The sequence below is a fragment of the Enterococcus sp. 12C11_DIV0727 genome (genome assembly GCF_002148425.2).
Taxonomy (GTDB): domain Bacteria; phylum Bacillota; class Bacilli; order Lactobacillales; family Enterococcaceae; genus Enterococcus_L; species Enterococcus_L lemimoniae.
Map to the genome: position 1 here is coordinate 1,443,445 of NZ_CP147248.1, position 14,008 is coordinate 1,457,452.

General features: G+C 36.1%; 12 protein-coding genes, 1 pseudogene and 1 riboswitch. Of the genes and pseudogenes, 4 read left to right on the forward strand and 9 right to left on the reverse strand.

All coding sequences use genetic code 11. From position 1 onward, the window contains the following. Nucleotides 1-105: 105 nt before the first annotated feature. The 8 genes and pseudogenes from A5866_RS06950 to A5866_RS06985 all read right to left on the reverse strand — a co-directional run bounded on the left by A5866_RS06950 (nt 106) and on the right by A5866_RS06985 (nt 10,480). Complete coding sequence (locus A5866_RS06950; protein ID WP_086443980.1) at nt 106-1,038, reverse strand: alpha/beta fold hydrolase; 933 nt, start codon at nt 1,036-1,038, stop codon at nt 106-108. 166 nt (nt 1,039-1,204) lie between these two features. Next, a pseudogene (locus A5866_RS06955) lies at nt 1,205-1,796 on the reverse strand (Na/Pi cotransporter family protein); the annotation flags it as partial. Between the two features lie 420 nt (nt 1,797-2,216). Continuing rightward, complete coding sequence (locus tag A5866_RS06960) at nt 2,217-2,936, reverse strand: MIP/aquaporin family protein (protein WP_086443979.1); 720 nt, start codon at nt 2,934-2,936, stop codon at nt 2,217-2,219. Between the two features lies 1 nt (nt 2,937). Beyond that, on the reverse strand, nt 2,938-4,773 hold the full coding sequence (glpO, locus tag A5866_RS06965; protein WP_086443978.1) for a type 1 glycerol-3-phosphate oxidase: 1,836 nt from the start codon (nt 4,771-4,773) through the stop codon (nt 2,938-2,940). Between the two features lie 17 nt (nt 4,774-4,790). Continuing rightward, nucleotides 4,791-6,299 carry a glycerol kinase GlpK gene (gene glpK, locus A5866_RS06970; protein ID WP_086443977.1) on the reverse strand — a complete coding sequence of 503 codons (1,509 nt, stop codon included), beginning with the start codon at nt 6,297-6,299 and terminating at the stop codon, nt 4,791-4,793. A gap of 324 nt (nt 6,300-6,623) precedes the next feature. Further along, on the reverse strand, nt 6,624-8,096 hold the full coding sequence (locus A5866_RS06975) for a helix-turn-helix domain-containing protein (protein ID WP_086443976.1): 1,473 nt from the start codon (nt 8,094-8,096) through the stop codon (nt 6,624-6,626). Beyond that, entirely contained in the window at nt 8,086-9,420 is a 1,335-nt protein-coding gene (locus A5866_RS06980) for an FAD-dependent oxidoreductase (RefSeq protein ID WP_086443975.1), read from the reverse strand. Before A5866_RS06980 ends, A5866_RS06975 begins: the two co-directional genes overlap by 11 nt. 145 nt (nt 9,421-9,565) lie before the next feature. Next, complete coding sequence (locus A5866_RS06985) at nt 9,566-10,480, reverse strand: LCP family protein (protein WP_086443974.1); 915 nt, start codon at nt 10,478-10,480, stop codon at nt 9,566-9,568. A 131-nt stretch (nt 10,481-10,611) separates the two neighbouring features. Further along, nucleotides 10,612-10,780, reverse strand: a riboswitch (M-box (ykoK) riboswitch). A 243-nt stretch (nt 10,781-11,023) separates the two neighbouring features. Here A5866_RS06985 and A5866_RS06990 point away from each other — a divergent pair. Beyond that, the gene (locus A5866_RS06990) at nt 11,024-11,521 is read left to right on the forward strand and encodes a hypothetical protein (RefSeq protein ID WP_086443973.1); all 498 of its coding nucleotides are present in this window, start codon (nt 11,024-11,026) and stop codon (nt 11,519-11,521) included. Between the two features lie 77 nt (nt 11,522-11,598). On the opposite strand, the gene A5866_RS06995 is transcribed toward A5866_RS06990, so the two are convergent. Continuing rightward, a complete protein-coding gene (locus A5866_RS06995; RefSeq protein ID WP_086278700.1) occupies nt 11,599-11,994 on the reverse strand; it encodes a DUF4809 family protein in 396 nt (131 codons plus the stop codon). Nucleotides 11,995-12,228: 234 nt separating this feature from the next. Here A5866_RS06995 and A5866_RS07000 point away from each other — a divergent pair, with 234 nt between their 5' ends. The 3 genes from A5866_RS07000 (at nt 12,229) to A5866_RS07010 (ending at nt 13,764) form a co-directional block, all read left to right on the forward strand. After that, complete coding sequence (locus tag A5866_RS07000) at nt 12,229-12,405, forward strand: hypothetical protein (RefSeq protein ID WP_176271405.1); 177 nt, start codon at nt 12,229-12,231, stop codon at nt 12,403-12,405. Between the two features lie 17 nt (nt 12,406-12,422). Then, nucleotides 12,423-12,827, forward strand: coding sequence for a hypothetical protein (locus A5866_RS07005; protein ID WP_086278699.1), 405 nt, complete (start codon nt 12,423-12,425; stop codon nt 12,825-12,827). A gap of 397 nt (nt 12,828-13,224) precedes the next feature. Next, on the forward strand, nt 13,225-13,764 hold the full coding sequence (locus A5866_RS07010) for a DUF924 family protein (RefSeq protein WP_086278698.1): 540 nt from the start codon (nt 13,225-13,227) through the stop codon (nt 13,762-13,764). Nucleotides 13,765-14,008: the final 244 nt, after the last annotated feature.

The following is a 14,008-nucleotide window of genomic DNA, read 5'->3' on the forward strand; positions in this document are numbered from 1 at the left end:
ACGCCTCCTTAATCAGAAAAAAATGCTACTATTTCTTAACATCTGATCGCTTTTTAACCTTACTTTGTAGTTTATAGAAAAACAGACCAAATAGCAAACAGACTTCTAGTTTTTCATCCCAGGATTTAGTCTTTTTTGCAACCAATTGCTGATTGCTTTATAGACCTCGATTTTTTCATTCTCAAATAAAATTTCATGGCGCAAGTCAGCAAATAAAACGAGTGATACATCCTTGATTCCAGCTTCATCTAATTCTTTTGCAACTTTCCGTGGTCCTATACCAAAATCGCCTACTGGATCTTGTTCACCACTAATCACCAAAACCGGTAAATCCTGATCAATGTTTTGGGCCCAACCATTTTGATTTGCACCATCAACTAAACGAAATAACGTATAAAACCCATTATTTGTAAATGTAAAACCCGTTAACGAATCAGTTTCATAATTTTTGACGTTTTCTTGATTTTTACTTAACCAATTAAAACGACCATTTTCTGGAAACTGTTTGCTAAAACTTCCAAAGGCCAGATAATCCAACCATTTATTTGTTTTTTTCGGTGCGGTAACATTCAATCCTTTCGTTAGCGAAAGAGCAAGCGGTAACATAGAAGCTTTTTTACCAGTTCCCATAAAAATCGCTCCACTGATATCAGCCTTATATAATTGTAAATAATTCCGTAAAGCAAAAGAACCCATGCTATGGCCTAACATAAAATGCGGCAAATCCGGATAATTATTCTCGATCCATTCTTTGATTTGATCAATATCTTCCAATACAAAGGTTATAGGTTCAGTTTCGCCAAAATATCCATGCTTTGATTCAGCCTCTAGTACAGATTGACCATGACCTAGATGATCATGTCCCACCACTACAAAGCCTAATTCATTCAGATACTTAGCAAATTCATGATAGCGTTCAATATATTCTGCCATGCCATGAATGATTTGGACAGTTCCAACTCTCTCACCTTGAGGCTCCCAGCAGATAAAATGGCTTGTTGTTTTGTGATCTGATGACAAAAAAGTATTGTGTTTCATATTTTTCCCTCTTCTCAATTGATACATTTTATTATAAAGTATTCTTAGCAAATGAAATAGTCAAATGTGCATTTTCTTTTATGATTATTTAGAAGGAGAAAAAATGAAAATTCAACTGATTGGAGCATCTGGGACAGGAAAAAGTACCTTAACTATATAACTGCTATAAAATTCCGATCGTAGCGCTAGAACTTTGTAAAACCATCGTCAGCAACGTCCCAATACCCACACTTAAAATAGGGCGGTGAGATACATTAACCATTAAATCAGCAAACTGAGGCAAAGTACTTAACGGCGCCATGCCTTCCCCCATTAATTTCAGTCCATAAAATAAACAACCAAAACCAAAAACGATTTGACCATATTATTGACCCGCTCTCTTTTGGAAAGGAAAAGCAGAATCGATCCTACACCAATGATTGGTAAGGAATAAGAACTTAGATTGAAGCCAATGATAAAAACTGTCACCGTTGTTCCAACATTAGCACCCATAATCACACCGATTGCCTGACGTAATGACATAAAACCAACACTCAGCAAGCCTACAGTCAAGACCGTCGTACCAGAACTAATTTGGAAAATCGCCGTCAAAATCAAACCTGCTGATACCGATCTTACAGGGGTGGATGTAAAGGTATTCAAAATCTCCCGTAACGAATCCCCCGCAGACTTTTGCAGACCATCCCCCATATACTTCATACCAAATAGAAAAATCCCTAATCCTCCGAGAAAAGGAAACAAATTTCTTGATAGGACACACCTGTTCCTCCTTTATTTAAAAGCTGAATGAGCTCGGCCAGCCTTGACAGGAAAATAGGAAAAATAGAATGTGGCGCTTTTTGCACAATCCATTTTTATCTTTTTCCCGAAAGGCTAGCTCATGAAGCTAGATAGATTTAAAAACGTAGCGGGCTCGTTAAGCTCCGACTGAAAAATAGGAAAACATGACTGTGACGCTCTTTGTCACAGTCATGTTTTATCTTTTTTCCGAGATACCGACCCACTAAACTAACTATTTAAATAATAAACTCCTTTTTAAGAGTACAAAAAAAAACAACCATATTGTAAATAAATTATTGTTTTTTTCATCATAAACTTAATTCTGTTTAACACAATATTTTCATAATAGACATAAAAAGAGTTGAGAAACGTACGTTTCTCAACTCTGAATAAAAAACTCAAACCATCATCATATAAACACCCGCAGCTACGGCGGCACCAATTACTGGACCAACGATTGGAACCCATGAATAAGCCCAATCAGAATTTCCTTTAGTTGGAATCGGTAATAATTGATGTGCTAAACGTGGACCAAAATCACGTGCTGGATTAATCGCATATCCTGTCGGTCCACCTAGAGATAAACCAATTGATAAAATCAACGCTCCAACAACTAATGGATTTAAACCATCTGTAAAGTTATGTTGTGAAAATGAAAGTAAGCCTAAAACTAAAACAAATGTTCCAATCACTTCGGTCACCATATTTGCTGGATAATTGCGAATTGCTGGACCGGTGGCAAAGGTTCCTAAAACGGCTCCTTGATCTTCCGTTACTTGCCAATGTGGTAAGTAAGCCAACCAAACCAAGACTGCACCCACGACCGCCCCAAGTACTTGCGCTACAATAAACGGTACAACTAGACTCCATTCAAAACTACCAGTCATCGCCATTGCGATCGTAACTGCTGGATTCAAGTGCGCTGGTCCCATGTATCCCGCGACATAAACCGCGATAGTAACTGCCATTGCCCAACCAAAAGCAATCACGATCCAACCAGATGCTTCAGCCTTACTTTTCTTTAGATTGACTGCCGCACACACACCATCTCCTAAAAGAATCAAAATCATTGTTCCTAAAAACTCACTGAAAATCTGTGTCATATTTGAAGTATCCATTTTACTTCGTCCCTTCTTTCAATGTACTCAAGTCAGATTCTGCGATCAATTGATTTAATTCAGTCGTATAATATTCCTTTTGTTCCTCAGACCAATGATGATAATGACTCATTTCGGAAATCACGCCTTGTTTGACTTCATCTAGCGTGTCTCTCATGAAAAGTAAATGATTGGTTCTACGAACAAGATAGTCTGCAGGTGTTAAAACCATTTCATTTTCTAACGCATAATGCAGTGCTAGTGTTTCAGCTAAACTTAAACCTGTGACTGGTTCAGTTGTCGTAATTTTTTCAAAAAGTTCAGTAACATTTGAACCATAAAGGTGAGCAAGATACTCTGCCTCTTCTTGACTCAAACCTTGTTCCATCCCAATTTTCGCAAGCGCTATCAGTTCTGTTTCTACATTTGCCGCATCAAGATTGCCTCCTGAAACAGGATACGTTTTAGAATCGATCAGCTGGAACTCACTACTAAATTCTGCTTTCAAAATTCGTTGAATTTCTTTTAATGCACCTTCAGCCATTTTACGGTAATCTGTGATTTTCCCACCTGATAGTGTCAGCAAACCATCATCTGAACGTTCCAGTAGGCTACCACGAGAAACTGCCGAAGGATTTTCTTTACTCTCTGCCAGTGAATCTTCTAAATGATTCAAAACATTTTCTACATCAAAACGGCTTGCTTGTTGATTTTTATACTTAGCAATGATATCGATGACTTGATCAAAACTTTCATCAGAAATCTTACCATTATTCCCACCGTTATAATCTGACCCGCCATTTTCGGAAATCAAGGGTCTAAGACCTGCCCAGCTTGCTTCGATATCATCAATCGTCACATGTGCCTTAGGATAATGGCTATTGACAATTTCCAATAAATAATCAACATCTTCTTGCGTAACCGTAGGATGTTCATAATCTCCTGTATAGTCTGTATCTGTTGTACCAAAATAGGTTTTTTTCTCTCTAGGAACTACGAAAACCATCCGGCCATCATGTTTTCCTGTATCAAAATACGTTGGTTGTGGTACGTGTAACTTACTACTATCAACAACAAGGTGAACCCCCTTAGTAGGCCGCATTTGTGGTACTAATTTTTCTTTCATGTCCAGACCACGAACCATATCGGACCAAGGCCCAGTGGTATTAATAACAACTTTAGCCTTGATATCAAATTGTTCCCCTGTCAATAAATCTTCTGCTTTTACACCAATGATTTTCCCTTGATCGTTTTGAATAAAACCAACAGCTTTCACCTTGCTGACTAACAAACCACCATCTGAAGCAGCTCTTTTAATATTTTCAATTACAAGGCGAGCATCATTATTTCTAAAATCTAGATACACACCACCGCCCTGTAACCCTTCACTTTTTAATTGTGGCTCTCTTTCCAGCACTTCTTCTTTCGTCAATGTGTAATTTTCATATTTTGTGCCAATCACATTCGCTAAACGATCATACAAGTCCATCGCTACTTTGACAGAAAACATATTAAAGGTTGCTTTTGGCTCATCGTAGATCGGTAAAAGCATGGGGTCTGGCTTAGGAATATGTGGTGCAATTGCTTGAACCACTGACCGTTCTTGGACAGTGTCTGCAACAACTTCTACATCAAAATTTTTCAAATAACGAATTCCGCCATGAACTAATTTAGTTGAACGTGAAGAAGTCCCTTCAGCAAAATCCTGCATTTCGATTAACCCAGTTTTCATGCCAGCAGCACTTGCTTGTAAGGCAACTCCAGCGCCAGTAATACCACCGCCAATAATCAATAAATCTAATTCTTCAGACTTCATCTGTTCAATAGATACTTGTCTGGTTTTGCTTGAAAATGACATACCACTCACTTCTTCCCTTATTTTGATTTATGTTTGAACATTTGTGTTGCAGCGACTGCTTGTTGCCATCCTTCATATAAATCGTCACGCTCTTCATCAGACATTTTTGATTCAAATATTTGGCCCTCTTCATAAAATTCTTTCAGCTCATCTAAATCTTTCCAAAAACCAACCGCTAACCCAGCTAAAAAGGCTGCACCTAATGCTGTTGTTTCTAAATTTTGAGCTTTTTGAACTGACGTATTTAGAATATCCGCTTGGAATTGCATCAATAAATCATTATTAGCAGCTCCACCATCAACTTTCAAAATAGGAATAGCGATTCCAGTATCTTTTTGCATTGTGTCGATGATGTCACGAACTTGGTAAGCGACTGATTGTAAGGTTGCTTTTACGAAATCTTCTCTTGTTGTTCCTCTTGTTAAGCCAAACACAGCACCTCTTGCATCAGAATCCCAATAAGGTGCGCCCAAACCTGTAAAAGCGGGCACCACATAGACTTCATTTTTATTATGCGATTCATTAGCTACTGCTTCTGATTCTGCAGCTGTTTGAATCATCTTCAAGCCATCACGTAACCATTGGACGGCTGAGCCTGCCACGAAAATGCTCCCTTCTAGAGCATAGTAAACTTTGTCATTAATACCGTAGCCTACAGTAGTCAGCAAGTTATTGTTAGACAGCTGCGGTTTTTCTCCTGTATTCATTACAATAAACGATCCTGTACCATACGTATTTTTGACCATTCCAGGTTCAAAAGCCATTTGTCCAAACAAGGCAGCTTGTTGGTCACCAGCCATTCCGGAGATAGGAATCTCACTACCATAGAAGTGATAGTTTTTTGTTAACCCATAAACTTCAGAATTTGATGTCGCTTTTGGTAACATTATCCGGGGAATGTTTAAAATCTCTAAAATATCTTGATCCCAATCTAGATCATGAATATTGAACAACATTGTACGGCTTGCATTAGAATAGTCTGTTACGTGAGTTTCTCCACCTGTTAATTTCCAAACCAACCAAGAATCGATCGTTCCAAATAATAACTCTCCTTTTTCAGCTCGTTCTTGCGCACCTTCAACATTATCTAAAATCCAACGAATCTTTGTTGCTGAAAAATAAGCATCTACGATCAAGCCCGTTTTCTGATGAATCATGTCCCCATGACTCTCTTTTTTTAGTTGATCAGCAATTAGCGAAGATTGACGTGACTGCCACACAATCGCATTATAGATTGGTAATCCTGTTTGCTTGTCCCATACAACTGTCGTCTCACGTTGATTCGTGATCCCAATTCCTGCTATGTCAGAAGGTTTAACACCAGACTCGATTAAAGCCCCTGCAATGACAGATTGAACTGAGTTCCAAATTTCATTTGCATTATGCTCTACCCAACCTGCTTTAGGAAAAATTTGTGTAAATTCTTTTTGAGAACTGCCAATATTATTCCCTTTCTTATCAAAAATAATTGCTCTTGAACTAGTTGTCCCTTGGTCGATTGCCATGATGTACTTTTGTTCTGTCATTGTTGTTTCCTCCTTATTTTAAAAGCGTAGCAGGCCCGTTTAGCTCTGACAGAAAAATAGAAAATTATGACTGAGGTGCTTTTTGCCTCATTTAGAATTTATCTTTTTTCCTAAAAGCTAGATAATACATAGTAACAAAGTCCCTTTTTGAAAACGCTTTATATTTTATGTATTCATAATAATCGCAAATGACATTCTAAAAACGTCATCTTTTTTTTTATTTCAGAAATAATTGAAAGTTTTTACGCATTCCCTTGTCTCATCAGTAACAAGCCCGAAAATAAAATAGACAACTATTTTTGTTTTTGGGCTTGTTCTTTTAACTCATCTTCTATTATGCAGTTCACGAATCTTCACTCGTATTTGATTGATATCATAGGTCGAGCCTAATTCTGACAATACATAGACCTCTTTTACCGAACGATATACATTAGGCTTCATGACATTTGTGATCAGCAAGTCATAGCTTTTTTTAGCATCATAGGTTTCAATCGTTAAGCCGTTTAAATTTTTTAAACTCAATACCAAAACTTGCGTCATAACTTCTTTATACAAATGATCCATCTTCAAATCAATACCGATAAGCATTTCACCAACGATTTCAAAATCAATGATCGCTAGTACACTAAGGTATTTGACCAATGACCATTCGTGTAAACTATTCCCTTTTTCATAACATTTCCCAAAACATTCCAAACTTCGATCTAAAAGAATATGCGAAAAGTCAGCCAACTTATGACTAGATAGACTCTGTTCTTTTTGCCAAATATTTTCTCGATCAAATAATTCCAGCTCTCCCTTAAAAAAGTATAAGCGACTGTGAATCTGAGAGAAGTAATAGAAGATTTTTTTCTCCAACTCTGGGAAAAATTTTTGAGGACGATAATATAAAATCACATGCTCTAATACAAATGTATCGGCTAACGACGTTGGTGTACGTCGCCCTCGAATCAAACTATACTCCGCAAAATCAGCCTCTGCTAAAACAGACATACTAGTTAAAAAAATAAAATGGAGCAAACTTTCTTCTTCGTCAATTTCAATAGGATAACGGCTAAAGAAACGCAATACAAAAGAACGTAGTGTTTTGAAAAAAGGATCTTGTTCGTACACTTGACTCTTATTGTAGAGCTCTTTAAATTGTTTCGACTGAACAATAATTCTTTTTTTACTGATCGTCAACCATAAACTAATTTTTAGTTTACCGTGTTCCTCAAAGGACAGAGATAACGCTTTTTCCAAAGCTTCGATGATTCGCGAATTTTGAACCGTTAATGTTTTTTCCTGATGAATTTCATATGGTGTTAAAAACCAATAAACTTGAAAATAAAAATAACGAATTTGTAGCTCTTCTCCTTTTAATTGCCCGTTGCGGATTTTAAGATCAAATTCTTTCAATAACGAATTCAGCTCTTTGATTTTGCGGAATAGAGACGATTCACTGATCATAAATTTAGTTGTCAGCTGAGCGATCGTAAACTCCCGATAATGAAATAAATAGTCAATCAGCTGAAACTTAATAGATGCTCGGACATAGTCATCAACAACTTTACTTATGGAAAACGCATCTGACATGTGAATGGCAACCCATTGACCATCATAAAATAGCGAGCAGTCTTTTTCATATGGTTTTAGATAATACCCCAATTCCTTCAAATCACTTTCAAAAGAAGCTTTGGACACACCTAAATAATCCAACAGTTCAGTATCCTCGATCCTGCCACCAGCCAAAATCACCTTTTTTAAAATTCCAACTTCTCTTGCTTCTTTTCTATCTAATAAGGCTTCAATTTTCATCTGCTTCACTCCACAAACCTTCAAATGCTAGCTGGTTCGTGATATCGATCACGTTGGAATAATAGGGATGATACAAAAAATCTTTCTGATAAAACTCTTCGAGCGTTTGTCCCGCTTGAATACCAAGTGCAAGTGTGTTGATTTTTTCTAAGATATCTGCTTTTGAAACCAATTGTGCTCCTAATAATTTATGGCTATCTTTTTCAAATATAATTTTGCTGCTAATCGTTTCACCACCGGAAAATAATGAGCTTTTTTGCTGAACATGAGCAACTGAAATTGGCTGCTCATAAAATAACCCTTCCGCTTCAGTCAATCCTGTACTTGCTAGATAATGGTCAACAAGCTTAGTCCCAATCGTGCGAATCGATCCTATAAATGGTGTTGTAGGTTCGACTAAATTTTGTGCGACCACCAAACCTGACCTAACCGCATTATTTACTAAGGGAATATAAAACGATTCATTCGATAAGCTGTAAGGCACTTGAATGCAGTCACCAATAGCAAAAATATCTACTTGCGAGGTTTCCAAATATTCATTCACAAAAATGGTACCATCTATATGCGTCCGAATCTGTTCGTCTAAATAACGTAAATCGGGTCGAACATTCATCGCAAAAATAGCACTATCACATAATAACTGGGACTTCTTCGTTTCTATCACAAGTCCTTCATCTATGTCAGTCATTTTTTCTACGGTCTCATCAAAATGAAAGACAACTCCGCGTGCCACCATTTCCGCTTGAACTGGCTGGATCATTTCTTCATCAAAATATTTAAATAGCAAATAATCCATACGTTCAAAGAGATGGACTTCTTTATTTTTTTTCAACAAAGTATCGGCTGCTTCAGCTCCAATTTGGCCACCACCGATCAACGCTACTTTGCGGCTATTTTCTAATTGCTCGATTGCTTGTAGCACACCAGGTAAAAATTTATATTTCAATACTTTATCTGAGTCGCTGCCGAGAATATTTTGCGACCATTGACTAGAGCCTGTTGCTAAAATAAGTTTATCAAATGAGATAAACGACTCAAGTGCTTCTTTTTCATAGTTAATAATATGTTGCTTTGCGTCTATTCTAACAACTTCTGCATTTAACAATAACGTTAGTCCCTGATCTACTAACTCTTGTTCTGAAATAAATTGAGCCGTTTCGATTGGATTGATTGTCTCATTAAAATAAAGATTGATGTCGCCAGGTAAATAGCCGATTGTTTGCTGCTTATCCATTAAAATAACTTCAGCCTCTGGATGTTTTTTTCTGATAGCTAAAGCCGCAGAGACTCCAGCAAATGAAGCTCCTATGATCACAACTTTCATAGCAAACCCTTCCTTCTAAGTAAATAAACCGTTTTCTTAAAGAATAGCACAAGCTTGAAGCCAACGCATAGAAATAGCCTTATCTTTAATCGAAAAAAGGATGGAACAAAAGCGACATCACTTTTGTTCCATCCTCAATCCTATTCTAATTATCTTTCATAAAATCCTTGATAGCCTCAGCATTTTTTTGCTCATCGATTTCAATCACACTACCGGATTCTGTATAATCATTGAAATTCCATGATCCTTCTACTGGAACAGATAATGACTTTAATGGTTTTACGTTGCCAGTTAGAAAATCTTTTGCTAAATCGATCAATAAACTTGTCGGCACATTTGTATCGATTTTTCCGACCATTTTCCCTGCAACCTGAGGTAATTCCCAAATTGGGATCAAATCTTTCGACTGTTCCACTAAAGCGTCCATTACTTGTTGCTGACGTCTGATTCGACCAAAATCGCCTTCTTCATCCATTCTAAAACGAGCATACTGTAATAAACTATTTCCGTGCAATGTTTGTTTTCCTTTAAGGATATCTACACCATCGAGATTAATGTCTTTTTCAGAATCGATCGTAACGCCTTTTGGATAAAGTTCATCAATAATATCACTGAATTCTTTAAAGTCAATCACTACATAATAGTTGATTGGCAAATCAAAATTTGTCTTTAAGACATCTTTGGTCATTTGCGCTCCGCCGTATGCATAGGCCGCATTGATTTTATCTTGTCCGCCATCAGGAAATGTTACGTAGCTGTCTCGCATGATCGAGATTAGTTTTGGTTGTTTCGTTTTACCATCATAATGGGCTACCATCAATGTATCTGAACGTCCCTGGTCTTCATCGTCATCTCTAGAATCATTCCCAACGACCATTACAGTCAATTCCTTATCACGCGTTTGTTCATCGCCAGTAAAATTTTGGTTTTTACTAGAAACGTTTGCTTCACTTTTTTCTTTCGCTGTTTGAAATGATACAGCTGCATAACAGCCTGCACTCACCACTACAAGCAAAATGGAGAGTAAGGTAATGATCGTTATTTTTACAGATTTTTTCATGAGTTATTCCTTTCTGCCGCTTAAATGGATTCTGGGATAAAAGAAAAATCCTTCACCAAGAACACTCAGCGAAGGGATTAGATTAGAAGCGGCAAACACATGGACTTATGCCATTTATTTACAACTTACCTTGATCTTCTCTTCGTTGAGTTTTAGCACTATATAACGTAAAAAGCTATGCTTTTAGCTGCTTTGAAAAACGCCTTAATTCGACGAAATTTGTCCTACCCGCACCTGTCTTTCGACATTTCTGAGCAGCAGCCTATGTTTATATAGGAGCCTCACCTAACAAGTATTTAATTCATTTTAAACTATAAGCGTATCGAATCACAAAGTCAAATTAAATTTTATATAATTGCCTTATGCACGATAGTGTTATTAGACTTAAACTACTCTACACTCAGAGCTACCATGTATATGATTTAAACTACCTAAAATTTTACACGATGAAAATCTTTATATTTTCTTAAAAAACAACTTTAGATAGACTTTCTTCTTATTATCTGTTTCAATGTTTAGGAGACGAAACGCTTGGAGGAGCCCATGGAAAACTTTTTAGAGAAACAACAAGAATTCTTTTTTAGCTTTTTAACAGATAGTATTGATAATTATTTATTGGATCATTCTGATGAAACATTTTATGCATTTGCCTTAGACTGTAATATCTATGAAGAAGGGGAAATCAACCTTTGTATCAATACTGTTGACCTTTGGCAAGAAACAACTGAATACTATACAGAAAAAGGGTACGACCGAGAACAACTTGAAACGATGAAATACACTACTGGTGACTGGGATGAAAATCAACGGTTTGCTTCTCTTCATTTATTTGATGATTGGGTCGAAGATGAAGAAGCTATCCAAACTGTACTTGATTGGCTTTGTCAACAAATCATTTTGCTGGTAGAATCGGAAACGTTCAGACATATTCCTAAAACCGAAGACTTTAAATTATTGATTTATGATCATGATGAAACTATTGCTGCATCCCAAGAGCGGTTTGAAAAATTGATGATGTCTGATTATTTTCAAATAGATTAATAAAAACAGAATACTTATAAATAAAAATACCAAGAAGGAGTTCTCACAGCAATTAGCAAGAACTCCTTTTTGATAGTTTAAAAACAAAACTCTAATTCTTCTAGCTTGAATAACGTTTCTAAGATTTCATTCACTTTTTCAACTAATTGTTTTTCATCCACTATTTGATCTTGCGTTTCTACTTTTGCTGTATCACTTGAATAAATCAGGAAATTATACTCTTCCTTAAGTCTAACTTGATGTCCTTCTTTTATATACAAAATATAATCATCAATAACATCCGTCTCATATTTCCGCTTATATCCATTTTTCAAAACAATCGCTGTGATCAATGCGTTGACTGTCAGCTCTTCTAAAGGAATTTCCTGCTCATCAATCGTCAAAATATAATTTTCATTCTCAATAATGCCACAAACATTACAGCCTCCATCCAACAAATCAACTGTTTTAGTAATTGTTGCTTTCTTCATCATTACAAATCCCTTCACACATCATTTTTAGTTCTTATCCTTACATATTATAGCAAAAATAATGATCGAATAAATTAGTAACTTGATTTTCTTATTCAGATACATCTAATAAAAAACAATTATATTTTAAACATTATGATAAACTTATCATATATATTTACTTTATATTTTCTTTGGATAATAATATAGGTATACTACTGTTTATAAAATAGCAGTAAAAAGGATGAGGTATTTTTTTTGAAATTTTTCAAAGGTATGATGGTTGCAGGATTGGCAATCAGTTTATGTTCAGCTAGTTTGGCAGTAGTGTCAAACACTGCGGACGCAGCAACAGTAGTGGAATCAAACTACAATAAGACAATCACTTTATTCAATAAAGCGGATATCTTAGAGTACACAGGTTTTCAAATGTAGCATCTGTTTACAATGAATTGGTTAAAGCAAGCACATGGGAAGCTGCTGGTTATTCTTCTGCAGAAGCTACTGTGATCGCCAGAGATTTTGGCAGAAATTATTACAAATTAGTCAACTTATTACAAAAAATGACGTATCAAAAAGACTTACATCTTAAAGTTATTTTGATCACTAAAGGGTATGTAAAAGCAGAATTTGGCTTACAATCATACTACGTGCCAGACACGCCTGTAACTCCAGAAGAACCTAAAGATTCTGAAGCACCAGTTACACCTGAAGAACCTGAAACGCCAGAAGTTCCTGAACCCCCCGAACAATCTGATCTTAAAAAATTAGAAATCCAAGTAACCTATACAACTGGACAACAAATTCAATTACAGTACCAAGTAAATAGTAACGGTACGATCAAAGTACAATATTAAGATAAATCAAACAAAATCCAATTACAAGGTAATGCTGCTGCAGAAAAAATCGAAGGCATCATCGCTGGTTTAGATTTAAAAGCTGGAAGTGAAAAAACAATCACTTCACACATTTTAAACAAATTAGGTAAAGGTTCAAGCTACAAACAATTCCAATATCAAGGTCAATTTAGCGATAATACACAAGTTAAATTCAAATTAAAATAATCGTCAAAATACTCAATCATCAAAAAAGAACCTCATTTTCTGCAATCCGGAGAATGAGGTTCTCTTACTTATTTACTTTGTTTCTTTTTCTTACATCATTTTATAATAGTTTCTGATCCGAAAGAGCGATGACAAAGCGTATGTTATACTTGATTAGGAAGGAAATTCTAGATTATTGGAGGAGATGCAGATGGACTATCATGAAATAGTGACATTCTGGTTTGAGGAATGTGAGCCAAGTCAGTGGTTTAAGAAAGATTTAGTTTTTGATAAATTAATCAAGGCTCGATTTTCAGCTATCCATGAACAAGTTGCTCAAGGAGAAAAATCAGCTTGGCGGACAAGTATGGTCGGTCGTTTAGCTGAAATTATTGTTTTAGATCAGTTTTCTCGGAATTTATTTCGTGATGATGCACGAGCTTTTGCCTATGATGGAATGGCTTTGATTTTGACACAAGAAGCCATCGCCACGGGTAATTTGAATCAGCTAACAACACAACAACGTGCATTCCTTTATATGCCGCTGATGCATTCTGAGTCGTTAATCATTCATGATGAAGCCTTGAAACGCTTTGCTGAAAAGGGAATGGAGCATAATCTTGAGTTTGAACAAAAACACCGTGACATTTTGATTCGTTTTGGTCGTTATCCTCATCGAAATAAAGTATTAGGTAGGCGTTCAACAGAGGAAGAAATTGCATTCTTAAAAGAACCTGGCTCTTCGTTTTAAACAGCAAAAAAGAGGAGATCAAACTGACAATCGTTTGATTTCCTCTTTTATAGTTGGATTCCATCCGCTAAAAATCACCCCGGCTATTCTTCTAGTACAAATCACTTTTAAAACTTAAACCTCATAGTTATTTTATAACTGTCCTTTATCAGCTGATTAACAGACTATACAATAAATTAGACTAAAAAAATCAACTGTAATCTTATTAATTGATAATCACTCATCTTACATTTTCAAACAAATA

What these genes read in the sequence shown, in the direction of transcription:
- A5866_RS06995 (WP_086278700.1), bottom strand. Translation starts at nt 11,994, where the DNA reads ATGATGAAGAAAGCAACAATTACTAAAACAGTTGATTTGTTGGATGGA.
- glpO (WP_086443978.1), bottom strand. Translation starts at nt 4,773, where the DNA reads ATGTCATTTTCAAGCAAAACCAGACAAGTATCTATTGAACAGATGAAG.
- A5866_RS06975 (WP_086443976.1), bottom strand. Translation starts at nt 8,096, where the DNA reads ATGAAAATTGAAGCCTTATTAGATAGAAAAGAAGCAAGAGAAGTTGGA.
- A5866_RS06985 (WP_086443974.1), bottom strand. Translation starts at nt 10,480, where the DNA reads ATGAAAAAATCTGTAAAAATAACGATCATTACCTTACTCTCCATTTTG.
- A5866_RS06950 (WP_086443980.1), bottom strand. Translation starts at nt 1,038, where the DNA reads ATGAAACACAATACTTTTTTGTCATCAGATCACAAAACAACAAGCCAT.
- A5866_RS07010 (WP_086278698.1), top strand. Translation starts at nt 13,225, where the DNA reads ATGGACTATCATGAAATAGTGACATTCTGGTTTGAGGAATGTGAGCCA.
- glpK (WP_086443977.1), bottom strand. Translation starts at nt 6,299, where the DNA reads ATGACAGAACAAAAGTACATCATGGCAATCGACCAAGGGACAACTAGT.
- A5866_RS06960 (WP_086443979.1), bottom strand. Translation starts at nt 2,936, where the DNA reads ATGGATACTTCAAATATGACACAGATTTTCAGTGAGTTTTTAGGAACA.
- A5866_RS06980 (WP_086443975.1), bottom strand. Translation starts at nt 9,420, where the DNA reads ATGAAAGTTGTGATCATAGGAGCTTCATTTGCTGGAGTCTCTGCGGCT.
- A5866_RS06990 (WP_086443973.1), top strand. Translation starts at nt 11,024, where the DNA reads ATGGAAAACTTTTTAGAGAAACAACAAGAATTCTTTTTTAGCTTTTTA.